The organism is Caulobacter sp. AP07, from assembly GCF_000281955.1.
In the GTDB taxonomy this organism is placed as follows: Bacteria; Pseudomonadota; Alphaproteobacteria; order Caulobacterales; family Caulobacteraceae; genus Caulobacter.
The window spans coordinates 1-22,962 of sequence record NZ_AKKF01000132.1; the positions used below are offsets into that span (position 1 = coordinate 1).

Consider the following 22,962-nt stretch of genomic DNA (forward strand, 5'->3'; position numbering starts at 1 on the left):
CCTTCTTGCCGGTGTTGATGCGCTGCTGCGTGACGCCCAGTTCCGCGTTCGTGGCGTTCAGGTTCTGCAGGGCGATCATCGCGCCCGAATTGGTGTTGATGCTATTCAGAGCCATTTCGGCAGGTTCCCATTCAAGGTGTCCGACGTCATTTTGACGGCCGGGAGCATTTTGCTCGGGAGCACTGTGCGAGAACGTCCTTGCGATAGTGTGAAAGTGTCACGGCTATTTTCAGGATGTGGCTAACAGCCCGTTAGGCATTAAGACTTTGTCGGCTGAATCTATTCCTGGCGATGGCGCGGTCGAACTCTCGATCAAGATCCGGCTATGAATCTCTAGACTCAAGATGTCCGACGCGAAAACCATCCCTGGTGGCGCGGAAGGGGGGAAGAGACTAGATCGTGTGGGTCGCCCGACTCTCGCGCATGAAAACGAGCGAGTCCGAGGACCCGCCCGTCGCCAGGCGTTGTTCGAGGGCGCCGCGCCGCTTCAGGCGCACAACCGCTGCGGCGCCGCCTCGCGGTCCTCGCCGTCGAACAGGTCGAAGGCGTCTTCCCAGGCCGCCTGCCGGGAGGCGCGCAGGGCCGCATCGTCGATCACCCGGACGATCTGGTCCTCGCGGTCGTTCCACACCAGGCCGATGTCGGCGGCCCGTCCGGCGTCGCGGCCCAGCAACAGGATGATGTCGGCCCGCACGACGCGTTCGGGGCTCAGCCGCAGCAGGGTGCGCCCGCCGCCCAGGTCGCGGTGGATGTCGGCGAAGTCCAGCACGGCCGAGATCATCGCGGCGCTGACCGGGGCGGTATGCCAATCCTGGGAGGCGAGACGGGTCATGTTCGAGGCTCCGGGCGTGGGGCGTTTTTCGATGACTCCCTTATCCAGGTGCGATACGTCAAATCCGGACGTATGGAGAGCGTATGCGGCACGACAAGGCGACCCGATTGCTGGACCTGGCCCGGATGCTGGCCGGATCGTCCGAAGGCATGACCCTGGACGAGATGGCCCGCGCCATGGACGTGGGCCGGCGCACGGCCGAACGCATGCGCGACGCGGTCTGGGCCGCCTTCCCGCAGATGGAGGCGATGGACGACCCGCCGACCAAGCGCTTCCGCATCCCGTCCGGCCTGGACAGCCTGTTCCAGACCCCGACCGCGGAGGAACTGGCGGCGCTGCGCACGGCGGCCGATTCCTACGCCGCCGCCGGGGCCGGGGCGCGGTCGTCGGCGCTGTACGCCCTGGAGCGCAAGCTGCTGTCGGCCCTGCGCGGCGCGGCCCGCCGGCGGGTGGCCCCCGACGTCGAGGCCCTGGTCCAGGCCGAGACCATCGCCGTCCACGCCGGCCCCCGCCCGTTCGAGGACGAGCAGGTGCTGACCGCCATCCGCACGGCGATCAAGAGCCTGCAGGCGGTGTCGTTCCGCTATCAGGGCGGCGGCACGCCGGGTCGGGTGCGCGAGGTCACGCCCCTGGGCATCCTGTTCGGCCGCAGCAACTATCTGGTGGCCCTGGAGGGCGCCAATCCGCGCCCGCGCTCCTGGCGGCTGGACCGCATCCACGACATCGCCGTGCTCGACAAGCCGGCCTCGCCGCCCGCCGACTTCTCGCTGCAGGCCTTCGCCGACGAGAGCTTCGGCATCTATCACGGCGAGATGCACGACGTGGCGCTGCGCGTCCGTCCCGAGCGCGCCGCCGACGCCCTGCGCTGGCGCTTCCACTCCAACCAGACGGTGACCCAGGAGGCGGACGGCTCGGTGCTGGTCGCCTTCCGGGCCAGCGGCATGCTGGAACTGTCCTGGCACCTGTTCACCTGGGCCGACGCGGTGGAGATCATCTCGCCGCCGGTGTTGCGCGAGATGATGGTCGAGGAGTTGAGGACGGCGCTGAAGGCCCACGCGGGGTGAGCCTGCGATCTAGAGCGAGCCGCCCGGCCGCTACTCCTTGTCCACGAACCCGCCCACCATCTCGGCGAAGGCCTGGGGCTGTTCCAGATAGATGAAGTGGCCGCCGCCGGTCATCACGACGCGCGTCGCGCCGGGAATAAGCGCCTCCAGGGCCCCGGCGTGGGCGTGGACGTCGGCGATGTCGACCTCGCCGGTGACGACCAGGGTCGGGGCCTTGATCTCGCCCAGGCGCGGCATGGCCGGCCCGCTGTCCGCCATCATCTGGGCGGCTCCAAGATTGCCGGGATGGGCGGTCAGGTCGGCCACCACCTTGGCGCGGGCCGCGTCGGCCCCGGGCGTCAGGATGTAGGGGTCTCTGGCGGCCTCGGCGATCTTGCCCTGGGCGGCCAACCGCATGACGCCGATCGTGCGGTCGATGAAGTGCTGGGTGGGCCGGAAGCCGTTCACCGCCGCGCCGACCAGCACCAGTCCGTCGACCGCCTCGGGGTGGGCCAGGGCGAAATCCACCGCGACGCCGCCGCCCGACGACGAGCCGACCAGGGTCGCGTGCGTGACGCCGGCCGCCTTCATCACCGCGCCGAGGTCGGCGGCGGTGTCGTAGGGCGCGGTCGCGGCGGGCGAGGCGCCATAGCCCCGTCGGTCGTAGCGCACTACGTGGAAGCGTTGGCACAGCAGCGGCCAGGCGTCATCGAAGGCCGAGCCGTCGAGAATGCCGTCGTGCAGCAGCACGATGGCCTTGGGTCCCGTCCCGCAGGTCTCGTAGGCGACCTTGCCGCCGCCCTCCACGGGCGCGAAGCTGGGCGTAGCCTGGACCGCCAGCGGCGCGCCGAGCAGCAGGCAGCCGAGGGCGATCGCCCAAGCGGGCGTTGAAGGCGATTTCATCGATGTCTCCTGTGAAGCGCCGTCAGGCGCGCTTGAGCGTGTCCTGCCCGAGGCCGTGAATTTGGTCGTCGGGAAGCTGGTTCGGCTGCTCGGGCGCGTATTCGAGGATGTCGCCCGGCTGGCAGTGCAGGAAGGCGCAGAGGGCCTCCAGCGTGTCGAACTTCATGCCCTTCACCTTGCCCGACTTGAGCAGGGAGAGGTTGGCTTCGGTGATGCCGATGGCGCGGGCCAGCACATTGGAGCGCACCTTGCGCCGGGCCATCATCACGTCGAGGCGGAGGATGATCGGCATCAGACGAACGCCTCGCGGTCTTCCTCGATCTCGCGCCCGACCCGCATCACCTGGCCGATCACCAGCACCAGCAGGCCCAGAACGAAGGCCTGTACGCTGGCCATGTGGGCCCAGTTCCTGTCGATCTCGTAGCCGGTGGCGCTGAGCGCCAGGTGGCAGACGAAGGGCGACAGGGCGTAGGCGCACAGCCAGCCGCCGATCCGGCTGAAGCTTTCGGCCGCGCTGCGCGAGAACACCTGCCCCTTGGCATAGAGGCCAAACAGCGTCCGCAGGCTCCAGAACAGCATGATGATCGGCGTGGCCCGTACGATCCCGACCAGGCAGTAGACCAGGCGGTGGGGCAGGGGGAGCGAGCCAAAAGCCACCGAGTTGGGCGGACCCTCGCCGATGTAGCAGTTGTCGGGCCCGATCCTGACGAACTCGCCCTTGTAGAACAGCATGGCGGCCAGGGCGGTGACCAGGATCGCCGCCGACACGCCTAGCAGGGCGCTGAACAGCACCGCCAGGCCGCGGCTGCCCAGGCGCACCCGGCGCTGGGCGGCGGTCTCCCGCGCGGCGGTCGCGGCGTCGACAGTGGGTCTGAGTTTCACGACCGTGGTCATGGCGTCCTCCTGTGGCGCCAAGCTCATTCCGAAATTAATTTCTGTCAAACGATAATATTTTGCCACATGTCGCTTGGGGCTCGATAATTTCGCGTGGCCGTGTCGAGAATGGCGCTTCGGCTCCGACTTGTCCTCGAAAGCGCCGGGAGGACGGCGTTCCAGCCGAAGGGAACCGACCATGAAGTACATTTTGATGATGCAGTTCGCCCTGGCCGAATGGAGGACCGAGATGATCAACAACTGGCCCGCCCACGACATCCAGGTGCACATGGAGCACCTGCGCAAGTTCCGCGAGGAGTTCATCGCCTCGGGCGAGATGGTCGTGACCCACGGCCTGGCCGGCCCGGACGACGCGCGGTTCGTGCGCGCCCGTCAGGGCGAGGCGCCGGAGGTCACGGACGGTCCCTTCCCGGAGACCAAGGAGTTCCTGGCCGGCTACGTGATCGTCGACGTCGATACGATCGAGCGGGCCTACTATATCGCCTCGCGCTGGTCGGAAGGCCCGGGTCCCGGCGGCAAACCGTTGAACCTCCCGGTCGAGGTGCGACACGTGATGTCGCCCAGCGGTGAGGAAATGTGACCACGGCGGCCCTGGATTCCCAGGCGACGAGCCTGCTGCGCGACCTGGCGCCGCGGGTTCTGTCGGCCGTGGTCCGCCGCTATCGGGACTTCGCCGCCGGCGAGGACGCCGTTCAGGAGGCCCTGTTGGCCGCCGCCCGCCAGTGGCCCGAAACCGGCGTGCCGGCCAATCCGGGCGGCTGGCTGGTGCAGGTCGCCTCGCGTCGGATGGCCGACCAGATCCGCCGCGAGATCGCCCGGCGACGACGCGAGGCCGTCGCGGTCGCGGACGAGGTTCAGATCGTGTCGCCGTCGGCCGACGACCTGGACGCGCTGGCCGGCGGCGACGACACGCTGAACCTGCTGTTCATGTGCTGCCACCCGGCCCTGACCTCGTCCTCGGCCATCGCCCTGACCCTGCGCGCGGTCGGCGGCCTGACGACGGCCGAGATCGCCAGCGCCTTCCTGGTGCCCGAGGCGACGATGGCCCAGCGGATCAGCCGGGCCAAGCAGAGCATCCGCGCCTCGGGCGTGCCGTTCGAGGCGCCGGACGCCCAGGAGCGGGCCGGGCGCCTGGCCTCGGTGCTGCACGTGCTCTACCTGATCTTCAACGAGGGCTACGCCAGCAGCGCCGGCCCCGACCTGCAGCGCGCCGACCTGGCGAGCGAGGCGATCCGGCTGACGCGGGCGGTGCGGGCCCTGCTGCCGACCGACGGCGAGGTGGCCGGCCTGCTGGCCCTGATGCTGCTGACCGACGCCCGGCGGGCGGCGCGGACCAGCGCCGACGGCGACCTGATCCCCCTGGCCGAGCAGGACCGCGGCCTGTGGGATGGCCCGGCCATCGCCGAGGGCGTGGCCCTGGTCTCGGCCAGCCTGGCCCGGGGCGCGGTCGGGCCCTACCAGCTGCAGGCCGCCATCGCCGCCGTCCACGACGAGGCCGCGCGGGCCGAGGACACCGACTGGCCGCAGATCCTGGCGCTCTACGGCCTGCTGGAACGGATGTCGGACAATCCGATGGTCTGGCTGAACCACGCCGTGGCCCTGGCCATGGCGCGCGGACCGCGCCTGGGGCTCGAACGTCTGGCCGAACTGGAGACCGACAAGCGGCTGGCCGGCAATCATCGGCTGGAGGCCGTCCGCGCCCACCTGCTGGAAATGGCCGGCGACGACGCGGCGGCGGTCGCGGCCTATCGCGCGGCGGCGGCCCGCACGGCCAGCCTGCCCGAGCAGCGCTACCTGGCCGGCCGGGCGGCGCGGCTGTCGGGGAGGGACTAGGTCGGCGGCCTGGGCCCATACCCGCCGCCGCCCGGCGTCTCGATGACGATCGCGTCGCCCGCCGCCACCTCGACCGCGTCCGTGGCGCCCAGCGCCTGAACTGAACCGTCGGCCCGCTCGACCCGCGCCGCGCCCAGCTGACCGGCTCCTCCGCCGGCCAGTCCGAACGGCGCGACCCGCCGGCGGTTGGACAGCAGGGTCGCCGTCATCGGCTCGCGGAAACCGATCCTGCGCACCACCCCGTCGCCGCCGTGGCGGGCGCCTTGTCCGCCCGATCCGCGCCGGATCGAAAACGCCTCGACCAGCACCGGATAGCGGGCCTCCAGCACCTCGGGATCGGTCAGGCGGCTGTTGGTCATATGGGTCTGGACCGCGTCGGCCCCGTCGAAGTCCGGCCCGGCTCCGGCCCCGCCGCAGATGGTCTCGTAATATTGCCGCCGGTCGTCGCCGAAGGTGAAGTTGTTCATCGTCCCCTGGGCGGCGGCCATCACCCCCAGGGCGCCATAGAGGGCGTCGACCACCACCTGGCTGGTCTCGACATTGCCGGCCACCACGGCGGCCGGGTAGCGCGGCTTCAGCATCGAGCCTTCGGGAATGACCAGCTCGACCGGCCGCAGGCAGCCGTCGTTCATCGGGATCTCGTCGTCGACCAGGGTGCGGAACACGTAGAGCGCCGCCGCCCGGCAGATCGAGGCCGGGGCGTTGAAGTTGGTCGGGACCTGGTCGCTGGTGCCGGCGAAGTCGACTCGCGCCGTGCGGGCCGCGCGGTCGACGGTGATCGCCACCTTCACCATCGAGCCGTCGTCCAGTTCGTAGGCGAAGGCGTCGTCCGACAGCGTGGCCAGCACCCGGCGCACGGCCTCCTCGGCGTTGTCCTGCACGTGGGCCATATAGGCCTCGACCACCTCCTGGCCGAACTCGGCGACCAGGCCGGTCAGGCTCTCGGCCCCGCGCGCGCAGGCGGCGATCTGGGCCTTGAGGTCGCCGATGTTCTGGTCGGGATTGCGGGCCGGCCAGCGGCCGGAGGCCAGCAGGGCCCGGACCTCCGCCTCCCGGAACCGCCCGCCCTCGACCAGCAGGAAGTTCTCAATCAGCACCCCTTCTTCCTCGACGGTGCGGCTATTGGGCGGCATCGAACCCGGCGTGATCCCGCCGATGTCGCCCTGGTGACCGCGCGCGGCGACGTAGAAGGTCAGGGCGCCGGCCGCGTCGAACACCGGCGTGACCACCGTGACGTCGGGCAGGTGGGTGCCGCCGTTATAGGGGGCGTTGAGCATGTAGACGTCGCCGGGCCGCATGCCCCGGCCGTCGGCGTCGCGGGCCTCGCGGATCGCCCGCACGCTGTCGCCCATCGAGCCCAGGTGCACCGGCATGTGCGGGGCGTTGGCGATCAGGTTGCCGTCGCGGTCGAACAGGGCGCAGGAGAAGTCCAGCCGCTCCTTGATGTTGACCGAATAGGCGGTGTTCTGCAGGGCGAAACCCATCTCCTCGGCCACGGCCATGAACAGGTTGTTGAACACCTCCAGCATCACCGGGTCGGCCGCCGTGCCGGCCGCCTGGCGCTTGGGCAGGGCGGCGACGCGGTCGAGGATCAGGTTGAGGTGGGCGTCGACCGTGGCCCGCCAGCCGGGCTCGATCACCGTCGTGCCGGTGGCCTCGCGGATGATGGCCGGGCCGGTGACCGTCGCGCCGATCGGCAGGGCGGGGCGGTCGTACACGGGCGTGGCGTGCTCGGCGCCGGCCATGCGGACGGTCAAGGTCGCGAGCGGTGCGGCGTTTTTCGAAGACGCGCCGGACTCAAGATCCGGTTCCGCGCCCGCGTCGGCATGGCCGATGGCTTCGACCGCCAGGGCCTCGACCATCAGGGCGGTGCTGGGCGACACGAAGCCGAAGCGCCGCTGGTGCAAGGTTTCGAACGCCGCGCGCACGGTCGCCGCGTCGCCCAGCGGCACGCGCAGCGGGGTGTCGGTCCCGGCATATTTGACCAGCAGGCTGGCGACCGTCTCGACCCGGACCAGCGGCACGTTCTGGCCGCGCAGGGCCGCCTCGGCTTCGTCCGCCAGGTCGGCGGCGCGGGCCGCCAGGTCGGCGGCCGCCTCGGTCAGCGGCCGCTCGACGGTCGCCTCGTGCAGGGTCCGCAGATCGGCCAGGCCCATGCCGTAGGCTGAAAGAACGCCGGCGAACGGGTGGATCATCACCTTGCCCATGCCCAGGGCGTCGGCCACCAGGCAGGCGTGCTGGCCGCCCGCGCCGCCGAAACAGGCCAGCACGTAGCGGGTGACGTCGTAGCCGCGCTGGATCGAGATCTGCCGCACGGCCTTGGCCATGTTCTCGACGGCGATGGTGACGAAACCCTCGGCGATCTGCGCCGGGGTCATGGCCTTGCCGGTCGTCGCCAGAATCTCGGCGGCCAGGGCCTCGAAGCGTTCGACCACCACGTCGCCGTCCAGTGGCTGGTCGGCGTGGGGCCCGAACACCGCCGGGAAGAAGTCCGGCGACAGCTTGCCGAGCATGACGTTGCAGTCGGTGACCGTCAGCGGCCCGCCGCGCCGGTAACAGGCCGGGCCGGGATTGGCCCCCGCCGAGGCCGGTCCGACCCGGAACCGGGCGCCGTCGAACGAACAGATCGAGCCGCCGCCGGCCGCCACGGTGTGGATGTTCATCATCGGCGCGCGCATCCGCACCCCGGCCACCACGGTCTCATAGGCCCGCTCGTACTCGCCGGCGAAGTGGCAGACGTCGGTCGAGGTGCCGCCCATGTCGAAGCCGATGACCCGGTCGAACCCGGCCTGGGCGGCGGTCCTGGCCATGCCCACCACGCCGCCGGCCGGACCCGACAGGATGGCGTCCTTGCCCCGGAAGGCGTGGGCGTCGGTCAGGCCGCCGTTGGATTGCATGAAGAGGAGCCGGGTCTCGCGTCCCAAGGCGTCGGCCACCTTGTCGACATAGCGGCGCAGGATCGGCGAGAGGTAGGCGTCGACCACCGTGGTGTCGCCACGGCCGACCAGCTTCATCAGCGGGCTGACCTCGTGGCTCACGGAGATTTGGGTGAAGCCGACCGCACGGGCCAGGGCGGCGACCCGCGCCTCGTGGTCGGTGAACCGGAAGCCGTGCAGCAGCACGATGGCCACCGCCCGGAAACCGGCGTCGAAGGCCGCTTGCAGGTCCGCGCGGGCGGCGGTCTCGTCCAAGGGACGCAGCACGTCGCCCTCGACGCTGATCCGCTCGTCGATCTCGACCACGCGGGTGTAGAGCGCCTCGGGCTTGACGATCTTGCGGTCGAACAGGCGGGGTCGCGCCTGGTAACCGATGCGCAGGGCGTCGGCGTGGCCCTGGGTGATGGCCAGCACCGTCGGCTCGCCCTGGCGCTCGAGCAGGGCGTTGGTGGCGACGGTGGTGCCCATCTTCACGGCGTCGACGGCGGTCTCGTCGCCCAGCAGGGCGCGCACCCCGGCCACGGCGGCGTCCTCGTACTGCTCGGGGTTCTCCGACAGCAGCTTGTGGGTGGCCAGGGTCCCGTCCGGGCGACGCGCCACGATGTCGGTGAAGGTGCCGCCGCGGTCGATCCAGAACTCCCAGCCGCGCTCGGTCATGCAAGGTTCCCCTTCGTCGGAACCCTTTTGGCGCTGGGGGCCGGCGGCATCAAGGGCCGTGGCGACCTGCGCGGTCGGGGACAGGCGCATGCGCCTGCCCCCGTCACGGAAACTCAGCCCATCGCCTCGATCGCCGCCCAGATCCCCAGGCCCAGGAAGATCAGCGCCGCGCCGAGGCGGACATATTTCAGCGGCACGACCTTGGTGACCGCCTCGCCGAAATAGACCGCCGGCACGTTGGCCGCCATCATGCCCAGGGTGGTGCCGGCCGCCACCAGCAGCACGTTGTGGAAGCGTGCGCCCAGGGCGACCGTGGCGATCTGGGTCTTGTCGCCCATCTCGACCAGGAAGAAGGCGATGGTGGTGGTCAGGAACACCCCGTAGCGCCCCTTGCCGCCGGGCATGTCGTCGTCGGCCTTGTCGGGGATCAGGGCCCAGGCGGCCATGGCGATGAACGAGACGGCGATCGCCCAGCGGAACCATGCGCCGTCGAACAGGTCGGAGACCAGCGAGCCGGCCAGGGCGGCCAGGGCGTGGTTGGCCAGGGTGGCGACCAGGATGCCGAGGATGATCGGCACGGGCTTCTTGAAGCGGGTGGCCAGGATGATGGCCAGCAGCTGGGTCTTGTCGCCGATCTCGGCGATGGCCACCACGAGGGCCGAAACGAGCAGGGATTCCATGGATCAGATACCGTCCGGGCCGAGCGCACGCCAATAGCGTCGGAGACCCCGCCCAGCCCGGAACGGAAACCGACGCCATTGGTCTCGCCGCGGAAGCTGGTGCTTCCTCCACCCGCGCCATGGTCCGAAGACCAAGTGTGTTGACGACGGGCCCCGCTGATCGGTGCGGGCGGCTACTCCCCAAAGGTGGGCGGGTGAGTAGCGGGACGAGGGGGCGAGGTCAACCTCGATGCACCTTCTCCCGGAGGGGAGAAGGAGGGGCCCGCGCCGCAGGCGTGGGAGGATGAGGGGTTACGCCCTGTCGGCCGATTCCCTGCCGGCGCGCCGTCGGACGTCGAAACCCCTCACCCTCCCATGCTCCGCATGGCCCCCCCCTCTCCCTCTGGGAGAGGGTCAAACCGCGCCCGGCCCGTCGAACCGCATCAGGTGGATGGCCACCCGCACCTTGCCGCCGGTGAAGCTGCCGCCGGCCGCCGTGAGCACCACCGGGGTGTCGGCGTAGAACGCCGTCGGGCCGATCACTCCGACATTGCTGGCGTTCTTGGCGACGCCCAGGGACGAACCAAACTTGCCAAGGTCCCCAGCCACCCCGCAGCTGTAGGAGGTCGCGCCCGTCGCGGCGACGCTGGTCCGGGTCGAGACGCCGTGGACGATGGCGCGGTTGGGGATGACGACCGTGGTGGCGACCGAGGCGCCCGACAGGGTCACCTCCTGCTCGAGGATCTCGAAGCGGGTGGCGGCGCCGAACGGCGACCGGGCGGCGCTGACCGCCTTGAAGGTCGAGGCGACCGGCGTCCAGGTCGCGCCGTCGAAGACCAGGGCCTGCCCCTCGTCCTTGATCCAGGCGATGTAGCCGGCGTTCGGCGTCAGGAACTCCCAGGCGCCGGCCTCGTGGCGGGCGATCAGGCCGGCGGCTTTGCCGCCCCAGACCGGGCCCGTCGCCGAGATCGGCAGGACCCAGACCGCGCCGTCGCCCGGCGCGGCGGGTTGGGTCGCGACCGCGCGGCTCTCGGCGGCCAGCTGGACCAGGCCGTCCAGCCGGGCGAAGGCCTCGTTGACGGTGATGTGCTTCTGGGCCTGGCCGGCCGCCACATAGGGCAGCGACAGGCGGGGCGTGGCGTCGTCGGACATGGGCTTGCTCCTGAAGGTCTAGAGACCTCCAGTGTCGGCCCGCCGGGAGTCAGGGAGGACGGACCCGCATCCGTCCCCCCGCGCGTCCTCGTCTACTGGGCGGCGAAAGCCAGGCGGTTTCCCGAGGTCAGGGCGGTCTTGGCCGCCAGCTCCGCCTTGGCGTCCTCGTATTCCTCCGCGAACTTGGCGACCAGTTCGCCGGCCGACAGCACCGCGCCGATCGCGCCGATGCCCTGGCCGCAGCCCCAGATGTCGCGCCAGGCCTTGGCGTCCTGGTTGCCGCCCGAGCCGAAGTTCATGGCCGAGGGGTCGCTGACCGGCAGGTTGGCCGGGTCCAGCCCCGCCTTGACCACCGAGGGGCGCAGGTAGTTGCCGTGCACGCCGGTGAACAGGTTGGAATAGAGGATGTCGTCGGCCTGGCTCTCGACGATCATGTCCTTGTAGCCCTGGACGGCGTTGGCCTCCTGGGTGGCGATGAAGGCCGAGCCGATATAGGCTAGGTCCGCGCCCATGGCCTGGGCGGCCAGGATCGAGCGGCCCGAGGCGATCGAGCCCGACAGCGCCACCGGCCCGTCGAACCACTGGCGGATCTCCTGGACCAGGGCGAACGGCGACAGGGTGCCGGCATGGCCGCCGGCCCCGGCCGCGACCGGGATCAGGCCGTCAGCGCCCTTCTCGATGGCCTTGTGGGCGTGGCGGTCGTTGATCACGTCGTGCAGGGTGACGCCGCCGTAGGAGTGGATCGCCGCGTTGAGGTCCTCGCGCGCGCCCAGCGAGGTGATCACCACCGGGACCTTGTATTTGACGCAGAGGGCGACGTCCTCCTCGAGGCGGTTGTTGGTCTTGTGGACGATCTGGTTGACCGCGAACGGGGCCGAAGGGGCGTCGGGATTGGCCCGGTCATAGGCCGCCAGCTCCTCGGTGATCCGCGCCAGCCACTCGTCCAGCTGCGAGATCGGCCGGGCGTTCAGCGCCGGGAACGAACCGACGATCCCCGCCTTGCACTGGGCGATCACCAGGTCCGGATTGCTGATGATGAACAGCGGAGACGCGATGACGGGCAGGCGCAGGCGGTCACGCAGAATCGGCGGCAAGGCCATGGAAGTCGTCTCCTCTTCGGCGGCCGCTGCGGGTCGCTCATGTAAACAGCGTTAGTTTAAACGCTCGTTCGCGACATGCGCAAGCGCTTGACCTACCCTAGGGCACGGGAGCATCTGCTGGCCAAAACAAGAAAATGCTGCGGTGCAGGAGAGAGACGTCGTGAATCACCCGACCACCCCGCTAGCCGAGGATTTTGGCGCCCCGGATCGGTCGAAGTGGATGGCCTTGGTCGAAAAGACCCTCAAGGGCCAGACGTTCGACGACGCCTTGATCACCCAGACCCCCGACGGCATCGCCATCCAGCCGCTCTACACGATCGAGGACGGCGCGGCGGTGGTCCGCGACCTGCGGGCCCGCGACGCCGACCGGCCGTGGGACCTGCGCATGCGCGCCGCCCACCCCGACCCGCGCCAGGCGGCCGCCGAGATCATGAAGGACCTGGAGGGCGGCGCGGCCTCGGTGCTGCTGGCCCTCGACCCGTCCGGCCTCAACGGCGTGGCGGTCGGTTCGCTGCAGGACTTGGCCCAGGCGCTGAACGGCGTGATGCTCGACCTCGCCCCCGTCGCCCTCGACGCCGGCTTCCTGGGGCCCAAGGCCGCCGACTGGCTGGCCACCCTGGCCAAGTCCGCGCCCAACGCGCCGCTGGCCTTCCACCTGGATCCGCTGACCGCCTTCGCCCAGGCCGGAACCAGCCCCGGCCCGATCGAGAGCCACCTGGTCTCGGCCGCCACGGTCGGGGCGCGGCTGGCGGAGACCTACGCCAAGGCCAGCCTGTTCCTGGCCACCGGCCGCGCCGCCCACGAGGCCGGCGGTTCCAACACCGAGGAGCTGGCGACGATGGCCGCCAGCGCCGTGGCCTACGCCAAGGCCCTGGTCCGCGCCGGCCTGTCGATGGAAGAGGCCTTCTCGCGCATCGTCCTGGGTGTCAGCCTGGACGCGGAATATTTCACCGGCGTGGCCAAGGTTCGCGCCGCCCGGGCCCTGTGGGCGCGGATCACCGACGCCTGCGGGGTTTCGGTCCCGGCGGTGATCGAGGCTCGTTCGTCCCAACGCATGCTGACCCGGGCCGACGCCTGGACCAACCTGCTGCGCCTGACCTCCGCGGGCTTCGCCGGCGCGGTCGGCGGGGCCGACGCGGTGGTGCTGGGCGCCTTCACCGACGCCATCGGCCTGCCCACCGCCTTCGGCCGTCGCCAGGCCCGCAACACCCAGCTGGTCCTGATGGAGGAAAGCCACCTGGGCCGCGTCGCCGACCCGGCCGGTGGGGCCTGGTATCTCGACAACCTGACCGACCTGCTGGCCCGCGCCGCCTGGGGCGGCTTCCAGGCCATCGAGGCGGACGGCGGCATCGTCAAGGCGCTGGAGAGCGGCCTGATCGCCGACATCGTCGGCGAGACCCGCGCCGGCCAGGAAGCCCAGTTCGCCGACAGGAGTCGCAAGATCCTCGGCGTCACCGCCTTCCCCAACGGCGAGGACAAGCCGGCCGAGGTCGCCACGCCGGTGATCGCCGACTTCGCCGTCGACGGGCCCAGCGTCCGCCTGCCGGGGCCGGACTCGCGCTGCCCGCCCCTGACGCCGATCCGTTTCGCCGCCGCCTTCGAGGGAGCGCAAGCATGAGCCAGTTCCCCAATTTCGCGGACGTCGAGTTCGAGGCCGGCAAGACCGACGGCGCACCGGCCGACGGCCCTGTGTGGGTCACGCCGGAGGGCGTCGACGTCGCCGCCGCGTTCACCCAGGCCGACGTCGAAGCCCTGGACTTCACCGGCGGCTATCCCGGCGTCGCGCCCTATCTGCGCGGTCCCTATCCGACCATGTACGTCACCAACCCGTGGACGGTGCGGCAGTACGCCGGCTTCTCGACGGCCGAGGACAGCAACGCCTTCTACCGGCGCAACCTGGCCGCCGGCCAGATGGGCCTGTCGGTGGCCTTCGACCTGGCCACCCACCGGGGCTATGACAGCGACCACGAGCGGGTGAAGGGCGACGTCGGCATGGCCGGCGTGGCCATCGACTCGATCCTCGACATGCGCACCCTGTTTTCCGGCATCCCGCTGGACAAGATGAGCGTGTCGATGACCATGAACGGCGCGGTGCTGCCGATCCTGGCGCTCTACATCGTCGCCGCCGAGGAGCAGGGGGTCAGCCCCGACAAGCTGTCGGGCACGATCCAGAACGACATCCTCAAAGAATTCATGGTGCGGAACACCTACATCTATCCGCCCGGGCCCTCGATGCGGATCATCTCCGACATCTTCGCCTTCACCTCGGAGAAGATGCCGAAGTTCAACTCGATCTCGATCAGCGGCTACCACATGCAGGAGGCCGGGGCCTCGGCCGACCTGGAGCTGGCCTACACCCTGGCCGACGGCGTCGAATACGCCCGGGCCGGCGTGGCGGCGGGCATGAGCATCGACACCTTCGCCCCGCGCCTGTCGTTCTTCTGGGCGATCGGCATGAACTACTTCATGGAGGTCGCGAAGATGCGCGCGGCCCGCCTGCTGTGGGCCCGGATGATGAAGCGCGAGTTCGCGCCCAAGGACGAGCGCTCGCTCAGCCTACGCACCCACAGCCAGACCTCGGGCTGGTCGCTGGCGGCGCAGGACGTGTTCAACAACGTCTCGCGCACCTGCGTCGAGGCCATGGCGGCGGTCAACGGCCAGACCCAGAGCCTGCACACCAACGCCCTGGACGAGGCCCTGGCCCTGCCGACCGATTTCTCGGCCCGCATCGCCCGCAACACCCAGCTGTTCCTGCAGATGGAGAGCGGCACGACCCGCGTCGCCGACCCGTGGGGCGGCTCCTACTATGTCGAGCGCCTGACCCACGACCTGGCGGTCCGGGCCATGGCCCATATCGAGGAGGTCGAGGCGGCGGGCGGCATGGCCAAGGCCATCGAGCAGGGCATCCCCAAGCTGCGGATCGAGGAGGCCGCCGCCAAGACCCAGGCCCGCATCGACGCCAATCGCCAGAGCGTGGTGGGCGTCAACCGCTACAAGCCCGAGGTGGCCGACGTCATCCCGATGCTGAAGGTCGACAACAGCTCGGTCCGCACCCAGCAGCTGGAAAAGCTGGCCCGGCTGAAGGCCGAGCGCGATCCGGCCAGGACCGCCGCCGCGCTGAAGGCCCTGGAGGACGGGGCGAGGGGGACCGAAAACCTGCTAGCCCTGGCCGTCGACGCCGCGCGGGCCCACGCCACGGTCGGCGAGATCAGCCTGGCGATGGAGAACGTCTTCGGCCGTCACCGCGCCACCATCCAGTCGATCCAGGGGGTCTATATGAAGGAAGCCGGCAGCGACCCCGCCGCCGCCCGGGCCAAGGCCATGGTCGAGGCCTTCGAACAGGCCGACGGCCGCCGCCCGCGCATCCTGGTCGCCAAGATGGGCCAGGACGGCCACGACCGCGGCCAGAAGGTGATCGCCACCGCCTTCGCCGACCTGGGCTTCGACGTCGACATCGGCCCGCTGTTCCAGACCCCGGCCGAGGCCGCCAAGCAGGCGGTCGAGAACGACGTCCACATCGTCGGGGCCTCGTCCCTGGCGGCGGGCCACCTGACCCTCGCGCCTGAACTGAAGGCCGAACTGGCCAGGCAGGGCCGGGCCGACATCATGATGGTGGTCGGCGGCGTGATCCCGCCCCAGGACTTCGACGCCCTGCGCGAGGCCGGCGCCGCGGCGATCTTCCCGCCCGGCACGGTGATCGCCGAGGCGGTGATCGAGCTGCTGGACAAGCTGAACAAGCAGCTGGGCTACACGCAGGGCGAGGCGGCGTAACCGAGGTCGATCACATTGCCGTCGCTATTGTCGATCTTGCGGGCAAGGGTGCGCGCGGCTACTGAAGGTTGAAGCCAACCTGAGCCTTTCGATGTCGCGCCCCACAAGACGCACCTCGCCGCCGCGCGTGATCAAGGCGGTGGTTTTGGCCTATGCCGTACCGGCCATCGTGGTTGGCCAACTGCTGCTCATGACCAGCAATGGCGTCATCGATCCCGAAGGGGTGGGTGGTTCGGTGGGCATGCTGATGATGTCCCTGACGATCGGGCCCGTCATCGGATCGCCCTTCGTCCTTCCCGCCCTGCTCGCCTGGTGGGGACTTCACAAGTTGCGTTGGCATACGCTCTGGGCCGCGGGACTTGTCGGCCTGGCCGACGGGGCCGCGGTCGGCGCCAACCTGGCCGGAGACCGGTCACTGAGCGTCGCGATCGTCGGCGTCGCGCCCTACCTCGTCATCGGAACCCTGACGGGCCTGGGCGTCTGGTGGGTCGCGTATGGGCGGCAGGATCGCCTGGCCCAGCCGGTCGTGGGCGACCAGCCCGCGACCTGAATCCTGGTCGCGCGCGCCTGCACGGTCGCTCGATGGAATATCCACGGCCGCCGCCATACCGACCGGATGCGCCGCGCGCCTGATGAGGACGTCACGCACATCCCATCGAGGCCCGCCATGCTCCCGCCGCCCGCCCGCGAAAAGACCAGCGTCAACCGCATCGTCCTGGCCGTGGTCTTCGCCTTCGGCTTTCCGGCCCTGGGCCTGTCGCAGGTGATGATCTGGACCGACGAGGCCTCCTCCTATGCCATGCGCGCCGCAACGGCGGCTTCCGGCGCGATCGCCGCCCTGCCGTTCGGGGCGGTGCTGGGCTGGCCCTATGTATTGAGCGCCTGCTGCGTCTGGGCCTGCCTGCACCAGTTCGGGCGGCACCATCGCGCGCTGGCCGGCCTGATCGGCGCGATCACGGGTTTCACGGTAGCGTTCAGGCTGCTGGGCTGGCACGCGACCGACACCCTGGTGGTCTTCCCGCTCAGCGCCTTGCTCGGCCTGATCACGGGCCTGGGCGTCTGGCGGATCGCCTATGGAGGTCAGGCCTGGCCGCGTCCTCGCCGGGCCTGACCTCCGTTCGGCACTTAACGCGCCTTGGACGCCGTCCGCTCCAGGAAGTCGACGATCAACGCCCCGATCTCGGCGCTGTGGGTCTCCAGCGCGAAATGGCCGGTGTCGAGGAAGCGCACCTCGGCCTCGGGCTGGTCGCGTTTGAAGGCCTTGGCCCCCGGCGGCAGGAAGAAGATGTCCTTGTCGCCCCAGGCCGCCAGGATCGGCGGCTTGTGCTGGCGGAAATAGGCCTGCCAGGTCGGATAGGAGGCGACGTTGGTGCGGTAGTCGTAGAACAGGTCCAGCTGGATTTCGTCTTGGCCGGGCCGCGCCAGGTAGGCGATGTCCAGCTCGTAGCTGTCGGGTGACACCAGGTCGGGGTCGGCGCCGTCCAGATAATGCCGACGGGTCATCTCGGGGGTCAGCAAGGCCCGGACGGCCGCGCGGTGAGCCGGCGACGGATCGGCCCAATAGGTCCGCAGCGGCGCCCAGACCGAGCTCAGCCCCTCCTCATAGGCGTTGCCGTTCTGGGTGATGATCGCCGTGACGCGCTCGGGATGGGCGGCGGCCAGGCGGAAGCCGGTCGGGGCGCCGTAGTCGAAGACGTAGATCGCATAGCGCGACAGGCCCAGGGCCTGGGTGAAACCGTCGACCACCTTGGCCAGGTTGTCGAACGTGTAGTCGAACTGGCCGCGCGGCGGGGCCTTGGTCTGGCCGAAGCCCGGCAGGTCGGGGGCGATCACGCGGTAGCGGCCGGCCAGGTGCGGGATCAGGTCACGGAACATATGGCCGGAGGTCGGGAAGCCGTGCAGCAGCAGGATGACCGGCGCATCCTTCGGGCCGGCCTCGCGATAGAAGACGTCGACCTCGCCGACGACCTGCCGGCGATAGTGGACCTTGGCGGCTTCCGCCGTCTTGCCGCCACCCGCGGCGGCGGGATCGGCCAGGGCGATGGCGGCCAGGCCGGCGGCCGGCGCCAGCAGGGCGAGACGGCGGCTGACGCGGCGGGGGGAGGTTTCGGCGACGGACATGATCGGGCTCCTGGTCCGAAAAGGTTGACGAAGCCGGCGGTCGTGCTCAAATACGACCGACCGGTCGGAAAGATAAATACTACCGATCGGTCGGATGTAAAGTGTCTATCTGAAAGCGACCCCATGAAAGCCACCCTGGGCGACATCGTGCTCGAAGCCCGCGAGCTGTTTCGGGAACATGGCTATGACGGCGCCTCGATGCAGGACCTGGCCGAGCGCGTCGGCCTGAAGAAGGCCAGCCTCTACACGCGGTTTCCCAGCAAGGAGGCGCTGGTGCCGGAGGTGCTGGCGGTGACCCAGCAGGAGACCTTCGCCGGCCTCCCTCGCCCGGGTGGCGACTGGCGCGCCGACTATGCCGAACTGGTCGAGCGGATCGCCAACTCGTTCATCCAGAGGAAGCGCTGCGTGGGCCTGCACCTGGCCTATGGGGTGTCGGACGAGACGCCGGAGGCCATGGCGGCCGTCCGGGCGTTCTTCACGGGCCAGCGCGACCGCATCGCCGCCATCCTGGCGCCCGGGCTGGACGCCGAGGAGGCCCAACTGGTGGCCGAGGACACCCTGGCGCGGTTGGAGGGAGCGACCCTGTGGCTGGCGACGACGGGCGACATCGGGCCCATGCAGCGGGCGGTAAAGGCGCTGATCGGCGCCCAGGCGGCCGGCTAGCGGCGCCCCTTGCGGACCCGCTTCTCCTTGCGGGTCTTGGCGTCGATCTCGTCGGGCAGGCCGTGCTTGGCCTCGATGTCCTTCTGCAGGGCCTTGGCGGCCATCAGGTGGCCGGGGAACAGGGTGTCGACGGCCCAGCCGAGCATCGGCACGGTGTCCGACAGGTTGTCGGCGGCCAGGTAGGCGGCCATCCGCGCCAGGGTCACGGCCGAGGCCCTGGCCTTGACGGCGTGGTAGAGCAGCAGCCCGCCGGCCCCCAGGCCATAGGCCAGGCCCACGCCCGGCACCCAGGCCAGCACGCCGTCCAGCCCGATGCCGAACGGTCCGATGCCGATCAGCCGGTCCGACAGGCGCTTGACGGTCTCGGCCTGGCGCCAGGCGTGGTGGGCCTTGCGCCGGTGGCTGGCGGGCCCTTCATCGACGACATAAGGCTCTGCGGTGCGGTCGGTCATCTGGGGTCAACGCTCCGGCAAGGTGTTGGTTGTCAGCCCAGGAACACGACCCGGCGCTTTTCCTTGCCGGCCTGGATGCGGCCGAGCAGGTCGCGATATTCGGCCGAGCCCTGCACGTCCTTGCGCGTGCCTTCGAAATAGATCGTGTCGTCCATGTGCTTGGTCAGCATGTCGGCCGACCATTTGTGGCCGGTGAACAGCATGTCGGCGACGTTGCCGATGCCCGGCACGGCCCCGGCCACGGTGTCGATCAGGATGATGGCGGTGATCTGGATGACGATCATCGGCGCGGCGCGGGCCCGCACGGCGTCGATGATGATCAGCCCGCCAGCGCCCAGGCTGTAGAGCTCTCCGGCCCCGGGAATCCAGGTCAGCAGGCCGTCCAGGCCGATGCCCAGCGGCCCGATGCCGACCACGTTGTCGGACAGCTTCTTCACCCGCTCCACGTTGTTGCGGATGTTGTGAAGATCCAGATGCGATTTGGCGAAGATCACCGGCAGCCCCCAGCGGCGAGAAGTCGCCAATCTGCCTTAACCATGAGCGCGCAGGAAGGGCTACGGTACAGTTTCCCGCCCAACGCGAACCGCGCGCGCCCGGCGCTCGCGCTTGGAGGGAGCCCCTCGGCAAACGGCCCGTTTATGCTTAAGCTGGCGGCGCGCCGATCTGGCTGACGAGGATCCATCGATGCTGATCTCGACCACCCCCTTCATCGAAGGACGGCCGGTCCAGGACTACAAGGGCGCGATCTACGCCCAGTCGATCCTCGGCGCGAACGTGGTGCTGGACCTGATGGCGGCGATCCGCGACTTCATCGGCGGCCATTCGAAGTCCTACGAGCGAGTGTTGGCCCGGGCCCGCGAGGACGCCATGAAGAACCTGGTGAAAGAGGCCGAGAAGCTGGGCGCCAACGCCATCCTGGCCGTCGACCTCGACTACAACACCGTCGGCCCCAACGGTTCGATGATGATGGTTTCGGTTTCCGGGACGGCCGTCGTCCTCTAAGCGGGGCGGGTGAGCGCTCAGCCGAACATCGCCGACCTCGAAACCCGCCTGGTGGCCGGCGACCGCGCCGCCCTGGCCCGGGCCATCACCCTGGTCGAGAGCCGCCGCCACGACCACCAGTGGGCCGCGCGCGCCCTGCTCGAACGGCTGATGCCGCGCACCGGCGGAGCCCAGCGGATCGGGATCACCGGCGTGCCGGGAGCCGGCAAGTCGACCACCATCGAGGCGTTCGGCACGATGCTGACCGCCGCCGGCCACAGGGTGGCGGTGCTGGCGGTCGATCCGTCGTCCGGCCGGCACGGCGGCTCGATCCTCGGCGACAAGACCCGGATGGAGCGGCTCAGCGTCGATCCAGGCGCCTATATCCGCCCCTCGCCGTCCGGCGGCGTGCTGGGCGGCGTGGCCCGCAAGACCCGCGAGGCCATGCTGTTGTGCGAGGCCGCCGGCTTCGACGTGATCCTGGTCGAGACCGTGGGGGTGGGGCAGTCCGAGACCGTGGTGTCGGAGATGGTCGACATCTTCCTGGCCCTGCTGATCCCCGGCGGCGGCGACGAGCTGCAGGGCATCAAGAAGGGCCTGATCGAGCTGGCCGACCTGCTGGTGATCAACAAGGCCGACGCCGATCCGGCCAAGGCCGAGCGCTCGGCCCGCGACTACCGCAACGCCCTGCACATCCTGACGCCGGCCTCGCCCGACTGGACGCCGCCGGTGCTGACCGCCTCCGGCCTGACCGGCGCGGGCCTCGACGGGCTATGGGAGCAGATCCAGCGTCACCGCCAGATCATGACCGCCAACGGCGACCGCGCCCGGCGGCGGGCCGACCAGGACAGCCGCTGGATGTGGGCCATGGTCCAGGACCGCCTGGCCGAGGCGTTCAGGGCCGCGCCGGCCGTGGCGGGGATCGCGGCGGAGGTCGAGCGGGCGGTGCGGGCGGGGGAGCTGCCGGCCTCGGCGGCGGCCGACCGGCTGCTGGCGGCGTTCGGGCTGGAGTAGCGCTTCTCCAGCGCACAACCCTTTCAACCGTCATTCCGGGCCTTGTGCCCGGAACCCCTGGTTCAGCTGACGGTGAAGCGCCTTGGCGCGCTGGCGCGCCACCCTCTCGCACCTGCGGCGGACAGAGGGGCCTGGGATGACGGCGCTAAATGAGGGTGGGCGGTTGGAGGCTAAGCTTCCGCCGTCAACCGCTTGGCTTGCGCCACCCACCCATCCCGATCGGCGCGGCCCCTGAGATTGAGCTTGGCGTCGAAATCCGCGAGTTCCTCGGGTCCCCAGGCGGCGATCTGCGCGAAACGGGTGACGCCCAGTTCGGCCAGCGAGGCCGACAGCTTGGGGCCGATGCCGGTCAGCAGGGTCAGGTCGTCGGCGGCCGCCTCGACGGTTTCGACGATGGCCTCGACCACTGGTTCGGCCGCGGTCTTGGCGGTTTCAAGGGTCTCGGCGGCGAGGGCCTCGACCGTTTCGGCGACCTCGGCGACGGCCGCGACCGGCGCCGGTTCGACGTCTTCCACCGGCGCGAGGGCCAGGACCGGAGCTTCGGCCACCGGCTCGATCACGGGGGGCGGGGCCGGTTCCGGCTTGGGCGCCAGGGTCGGGGCCATCAGGGCCTCGACATTGACCGCCTCGCGCCAGCGCGCGGTCCACCACCACCAGGTCGCGCCGGCCATGGCCGCGCCGCCGAACACCAGCCACAGGGGCGAAGCCGCGCCCGCCAGCAGGTTCGGGGTCTTCTCGGGGTCGATCTTGGGGATTTCAGGCACGAACAGGGTCATGGCGCGGGCTCCAACAACCGTTTTGTTGCGATGCAGCATAACACGGTTTTTAGCTTCGCAAGCGCGAAATTATTGACCCGCGGATCAAGCCCATCCGGCCGTCTTTAAGGTCCGATCAGACGGGGGAGGGTCACGCGCGCCAGATCCGCGCCTTGGCGCCGGCGTCGCCCACGTTCTCGGCCAGCCAGGTCGTCACTTCGGCGATCGCCGCCTCGGCGGACCGGGGCGCCCCGACCATGACCATGGCGCAGCCGTTCATCTTCATCGGGTCCGCCAGCGGCCGCAGTCGAAGCTCGGCGGCCAGCGCGTCGCGGGTGACGGTTTCCATCGCGCGCATGAAGGCGTCGAAGGTTTCCAGGTCCTTCAGCGGCATCCAGGCGGCGATCACCGCCTGGCTGTCCCTGGCCAGCACGGCCTTGGTGGTGGCGACGATCTGGGCGTAGTCGTCGCTACGCTCGAACGGCGGGTCGATCAGCACGAACGTCCTTCCCCCGCCTTGGCCGCCCTTGCCCGCCTTGGCGACCGCCGTGGCGTAGCCGTCGTCCCGGACCGCCTGGGCGAAGGGGTAGGGGGCCAGCGACCGGCGCAGGCTGTCGAAGTCGTCGGGCCGCAGTTCGCAGGCCACGTAACGGTCGGTCTTGCGCAGCGATCGGGCGATCAGCAGCGGCGAGCCGGGATAGAGCGAGCCCTCGCCGCCGCCATTCAGCGCCTTCACCGCCGCGACCAGGGGCGCGAACACCGCCGGCGCGTTCTTGGCGGCCAGCAGCTTGCCGATCCCCGCCGCCGCCTCGCCCGAGCGCTGGGCCATGTCGCCGCCCAGGTCGTAGGCCCCGGCCCCGGCATGGGTGTCGATCACCGAGAGCGGCGTCTCGTCGGCGGTCAGGGCGGCGAGCAGGGCGATCAGGATCGCGTGCTTCTGCAGGTCGGCGAAATTGCCGGCGTGGAAGGCGTGGCGGTAGTTCATGTCTGGCGTGTCGCTCCCGGAACCGGCGCTCCCTCTATCACGTCAGCGGGCGGTTTGGGGGCGGACGATAGGGGCGAGAGCGTACACAACCGTCATCATCCCCCGCTTTATGCGGGGGACCCAAGCAGACACGGCCGACGTGGCTTGGGTCCCCCGAACAAGTCGGGGGATGACGGGCTTTTTAGAGCTTCAGCGTCCCATCGACCCGGCG

Annotated in this window: 23 protein-coding genes, 1 pseudogene and 1 riboswitch; of the genes and pseudogenes, 10 read left to right on the forward strand and 14 right to left on the reverse strand. The window is 70.1% G+C overall.

Annotated elements, in window-relative coordinates; translation table 11 throughout:
- A pseudogene (locus tag PMI01_RS27045) lies at window positions 1-115 on the reverse strand (flagellin); the annotation flags it as partial.
- 372 nt (window positions 116-487) lie between these two features.
- Window positions 488-832, reverse strand: coding sequence for a hypothetical protein (locus PMI01_RS09060; RefSeq protein WP_007667087.1), 345 nt, complete (start codon window positions 830-832; stop codon window positions 488-490).
- A gap of 83 nt (window positions 833-915) precedes the next feature.
- Between PMI01_RS09060 and PMI01_RS09065 the strand changes: the two genes are divergently transcribed.
- Window positions 916-1,896: a helix-turn-helix transcriptional regulator gene (locus PMI01_RS09065; RefSeq protein WP_007667089.1), complete on the forward strand. Its 981-nt coding sequence runs from the start codon at window positions 916-918 to the stop codon at window positions 1,894-1,896.
- A gap of 30 nt (window positions 1,897-1,926) precedes the next feature.
- Here PMI01_RS09065 and PMI01_RS09070 read toward each other — a convergent pair whose 3' ends face one another.
- From PMI01_RS09070 to PMI01_RS09080, 3 genes are read right to left on the reverse strand one after another with little or no spacing between them, the layout of a single operon-like run.
- Window positions 1,927-2,778: an alpha/beta fold hydrolase gene (locus PMI01_RS09070; protein ID WP_007667091.1), complete on the reverse strand. Its 852-nt coding sequence runs from the start codon at window positions 2,776-2,778 to the stop codon at window positions 1,927-1,929.
- 22 nt (window positions 2,779-2,800) lie between these two features.
- Window positions 2,801-3,070, reverse strand: a complete 270-nt coding sequence (locus PMI01_RS09075) for a helix-turn-helix domain-containing protein (protein ID WP_007667093.1) — start codon at window positions 3,068-3,070, stop codon at window positions 2,801-2,803.
- Window positions 3,070-3,672 carry a DUF2975 domain-containing protein gene (locus PMI01_RS09080; RefSeq protein WP_007667098.1) on the reverse strand — a complete coding sequence of 201 codons (603 nt, stop codon included), beginning with the start codon at window positions 3,670-3,672 and terminating at the stop codon, window positions 3,070-3,072. The genes PMI01_RS09075 and PMI01_RS09080 overlap by 1 nt, the downstream gene beginning before the upstream one ends.
- 178 nt (window positions 3,673-3,850) lie before the next feature.
- Between PMI01_RS09080 and PMI01_RS09085 the strand changes: the two genes are divergently transcribed.
- Window positions 3,851-4,252: a YciI family protein gene (locus PMI01_RS09085; protein ID WP_007667099.1), complete on the forward strand. Its 402-nt coding sequence runs from the start codon at window positions 3,851-3,853 to the stop codon at window positions 4,250-4,252.
- Window positions 4,249-5,505: an RNA polymerase sigma factor gene (locus PMI01_RS09090; protein ID WP_007667100.1), complete on the forward strand. Its 1,257-nt coding sequence runs from the start codon at window positions 4,249-4,251 to the stop codon at window positions 5,503-5,505. The genes PMI01_RS09085 and PMI01_RS09090 overlap by 4 nt, the downstream gene beginning before the upstream one ends.
- Here PMI01_RS09090 and PMI01_RS09095 read toward each other — a convergent pair.
- The 4 genes from PMI01_RS09095 to PMI01_RS09110 all read right to left on the reverse strand — a co-directional run bounded on the left by PMI01_RS09095 (window position 5,502) and on the right by PMI01_RS09110 (window position 12,009).
- Complete coding sequence (locus tag PMI01_RS09095) at window positions 5,502-9,098, reverse strand: hydantoinase B/oxoprolinase family protein (RefSeq protein WP_007667101.1); 3,597 nt, start codon at window positions 9,096-9,098, stop codon at window positions 5,502-5,504. The two genes, PMI01_RS09090 and PMI01_RS09095, sit on opposite strands and share 4 nt — an antisense overlap.
- A gap of 113 nt (window positions 9,099-9,211) precedes the next feature.
- Window positions 9,212-9,778 carry a TMEM165/GDT1 family protein gene (locus tag PMI01_RS09100; protein WP_007667102.1) on the reverse strand — a complete coding sequence of 189 codons (567 nt, stop codon included), beginning with the start codon at window positions 9,776-9,778 and terminating at the stop codon, window positions 9,212-9,214.
- Window positions 9,779-9,819: 41 nt separating this feature from the next.
- Window positions 9,820-9,972, reverse strand: a riboswitch (yybP-ykoY riboswitch).
- A 199-nt stretch (window positions 9,973-10,171) separates the two neighbouring features.
- Window positions 10,172-10,909 (reverse strand): DUF2793 domain-containing protein, encoded by a 738-nt coding sequence (locus PMI01_RS09105; protein ID WP_007667109.1) that lies wholly within the window; start codon window positions 10,907-10,909, stop codon window positions 10,172-10,174.
- Window positions 10,910-11,001: 92 nt separating this feature from the next.
- Window positions 11,002-12,009 (reverse strand): NAD(P)H-dependent flavin oxidoreductase, encoded by a 1,008-nt coding sequence (locus tag PMI01_RS09110; protein ID WP_007667110.1) that lies wholly within the window; start codon window positions 12,007-12,009, stop codon window positions 11,002-11,004.
- Between the two features lie 220 nt (window positions 12,010-12,229).
- Between PMI01_RS09110 and PMI01_RS09115 the strand changes: the two genes are divergently transcribed.
- The 4 genes from PMI01_RS09115 (at window position 12,230) to PMI01_RS09130 (ending at window position 16,891) form a co-directional block, all read left to right on the forward strand.
- Window positions 12,230-13,627: a methylmalonyl-CoA mutase family protein gene (locus tag PMI01_RS09115; protein ID WP_051989938.1), complete on the forward strand. Its 1,398-nt coding sequence runs from the start codon at window positions 12,230-12,232 to the stop codon at window positions 13,625-13,627.
- The gene (gene scpA / locus PMI01_RS09120; RefSeq protein ID WP_007667113.1) at window positions 13,624-15,780 is read left to right on the forward strand and encodes a methylmalonyl-CoA mutase; all 2,157 of its coding nucleotides are present in this window, start codon (window positions 13,624-13,626) and stop codon (window positions 15,778-15,780) included. The genes PMI01_RS09115 and scpA overlap by 4 nt, the downstream gene beginning before the upstream one ends.
- Window positions 15,781-15,871: 91 nt before the next feature.
- Window positions 15,872-16,330 (forward strand): hypothetical protein, encoded by a 459-nt coding sequence (locus PMI01_RS09125; protein WP_007667116.1) that lies wholly within the window; start codon window positions 15,872-15,874, stop codon window positions 16,328-16,330.
- A gap of 117 nt (window positions 16,331-16,447) precedes the next feature.
- Window positions 16,448-16,891 (forward strand): hypothetical protein, encoded by a 444-nt coding sequence (locus PMI01_RS09130; protein ID WP_007667117.1) that lies wholly within the window; start codon window positions 16,448-16,450, stop codon window positions 16,889-16,891.
- Between the two features lie 14 nt (window positions 16,892-16,905).
- On the opposite strand, the gene PMI01_RS09135 is transcribed toward PMI01_RS09130, so the two are convergent.
- A complete protein-coding gene (locus PMI01_RS09135) occupies window positions 16,906-17,901 on the reverse strand; it encodes an alpha/beta fold hydrolase (RefSeq protein WP_007667118.1) in 996 nt (331 codons plus the stop codon).
- Between the two features lie 123 nt (window positions 17,902-18,024).
- Here PMI01_RS09135 and PMI01_RS09140 point away from each other — a divergent pair, with 123 nt between their 5' ends.
- Complete coding sequence (locus tag PMI01_RS09140; RefSeq protein WP_007667119.1) at window positions 18,025-18,564, forward strand: TetR/AcrR family transcriptional regulator; 540 nt, start codon at window positions 18,025-18,027, stop codon at window positions 18,562-18,564.
- On the opposite strand, the gene PMI01_RS09145 is transcribed toward PMI01_RS09140, so the two are convergent.
- Complete coding sequence (locus PMI01_RS09145) at window positions 18,561-19,016, reverse strand: DUF4112 domain-containing protein (protein ID WP_007667126.1); 456 nt, start codon at window positions 19,014-19,016, stop codon at window positions 18,561-18,563. The two genes, PMI01_RS09140 and PMI01_RS09145, sit on opposite strands and share 4 nt — an antisense overlap.
- Before the next feature lie 32 nt (window positions 19,017-19,048).
- Entirely contained in the window at window positions 19,049-19,510 is a 462-nt protein-coding gene (locus tag PMI01_RS09150) for a DUF4112 domain-containing protein (RefSeq protein ID WP_007667128.1), read from the reverse strand.
- Window positions 19,511-19,700: 190 nt separating this feature from the next.
- Here PMI01_RS09150 and PMI01_RS09155 point away from each other — a divergent pair, with 190 nt between their 5' ends.
- Both PMI01_RS09155 and meaB read left to right on the forward strand, forming a co-directional pair.
- Window positions 19,701-20,018, forward strand: coding sequence for a heavy metal-binding domain-containing protein (locus PMI01_RS09155; protein ID WP_007667130.1), 318 nt, complete (start codon window positions 19,701-19,703; stop codon window positions 20,016-20,018).
- A 9-nt stretch (window positions 20,019-20,027) separates the two neighbouring features.
- Complete coding sequence (gene meaB, locus PMI01_RS09160) at window positions 20,028-21,011, forward strand: methylmalonyl Co-A mutase-associated GTPase MeaB (RefSeq protein WP_007667132.1); 984 nt, start codon at window positions 20,028-20,030, stop codon at window positions 21,009-21,011.
- 170 nt (window positions 21,012-21,181) lie between these two features.
- On the opposite strand, the gene PMI01_RS09165 is transcribed toward meaB, so the two are convergent.
- Both PMI01_RS09165 and rlmJ read right to left on the reverse strand, forming a co-directional pair.
- On the reverse strand, window positions 21,182-21,787 hold the full coding sequence (locus PMI01_RS09165) for a hypothetical protein (RefSeq protein ID WP_007667135.1): 606 nt from the start codon (window positions 21,785-21,787) through the stop codon (window positions 21,182-21,184).
- Between the two features lie 130 nt (window positions 21,788-21,917).
- Entirely contained in the window at window positions 21,918-22,751 is an 834-nt protein-coding gene (gene rlmJ / locus PMI01_RS09170) for a 23S rRNA (adenine(2030)-N(6))-methyltransferase RlmJ (RefSeq protein WP_007667137.1), read from the reverse strand.
- Between the last annotated feature and the right edge of the window lie 211 nt (window positions 22,752-22,962).

Bases quoted from the DNA above. Each gene is read 5' to 3' on its own strand.
- PMI01_RS09060 (WP_007667087.1), bottom strand. From the start codon at position 832: ATGACCCGTCTCGCCTCCCAGGATTGGCATACCGCCCCGGTCAGCGCC.
- PMI01_RS09065 (WP_007667089.1), top strand. From the start codon at position 916: ATGCGGCACGACAAGGCGACCCGATTGCTGGACCTGGCCCGGATGCTG.
- PMI01_RS09070 (WP_007667091.1), bottom strand. From the start codon at position 2,778: ATGAAATCGCCTTCAACGCCCGCTTGGGCGATCGCCCTCGGCTGCCTG.
- PMI01_RS09075 (WP_007667093.1), bottom strand. From the start codon at position 3,070: ATGCCGATCATCCTCCGCCTCGACGTGATGATGGCCCGGCGCAAGGTG.
- PMI01_RS09080 (WP_007667098.1), bottom strand. From the start codon at position 3,672: ATGACCACGGTCGTGAAACTCAGACCCACTGTCGACGCCGCGACCGCC.
- PMI01_RS09085 (WP_007667099.1), top strand. From the start codon at position 3,851: ATGAAGTACATTTTGATGATGCAGTTCGCCCTGGCCGAATGGAGGACC.
- PMI01_RS09095 (WP_007667101.1), bottom strand. From the start codon at position 9,098: ATGACCGAGCGCGGCTGGGAGTTCTGGATCGACCGCGGCGGCACCTTC.
- PMI01_RS09100 (WP_007667102.1), bottom strand. From the start codon at position 9,778: ATGGAATCCCTGCTCGTTTCGGCCCTCGTGGTGGCCATCGCCGAGATC.
- PMI01_RS09105 (WP_007667109.1), bottom strand. From the start codon at position 10,909: ATGTCCGACGACGCCACGCCCCGCCTGTCGCTGCCCTATGTGGCGGCC.
- PMI01_RS09110 (WP_007667110.1), bottom strand. From the start codon at position 12,009: ATGGCCTTGCCGCCGATTCTGCGTGACCGCCTGCGCCTGCCCGTCATC.
- PMI01_RS09115 (WP_051989938.1), top strand. From the start codon at position 12,230: ATGGCCTTGGTCGAAAAGACCCTCAAGGGCCAGACGTTCGACGACGCC.
- scpA (WP_007667113.1), top strand. From the start codon at position 13,624: ATGAGCCAGTTCCCCAATTTCGCGGACGTCGAGTTCGAGGCCGGCAAG.
- PMI01_RS09125 (WP_007667116.1), top strand. From the start codon at position 15,872: ATGTCGCGCCCCACAAGACGCACCTCGCCGCCGCGCGTGATCAAGGCG.
- PMI01_RS09130 (WP_007667117.1), top strand. From the start codon at position 16,448: ATGCTCCCGCCGCCCGCCCGCGAAAAGACCAGCGTCAACCGCATCGTC.
- PMI01_RS09135 (WP_007667118.1), bottom strand. From the start codon at position 17,901: ATGTCCGTCGCCGAAACCTCCCCCCGCCGCGTCAGCCGCCGTCTCGCC.
- PMI01_RS09140 (WP_007667119.1), top strand. From the start codon at position 18,025: ATGAAAGCCACCCTGGGCGACATCGTGCTCGAAGCCCGCGAGCTGTTT.
- PMI01_RS09145 (WP_007667126.1), bottom strand. From the start codon at position 19,016: ATGACCGACCGCACCGCAGAGCCTTATGTCGTCGATGAAGGGCCCGCC.
- PMI01_RS09155 (WP_007667130.1), top strand. From the start codon at position 19,701: ATGCTGATCTCGACCACCCCCTTCATCGAAGGACGGCCGGTCCAGGAC.
- PMI01_RS09165 (WP_007667135.1), bottom strand. From the start codon at position 21,787: ATGACCCTGTTCGTGCCTGAAATCCCCAAGATCGACCCCGAGAAGACC.
- rlmJ (WP_007667137.1), bottom strand. From the start codon at position 22,751: ATGAACTACCGCCACGCCTTCCACGCCGGCAATTTCGCCGACCTGCAG.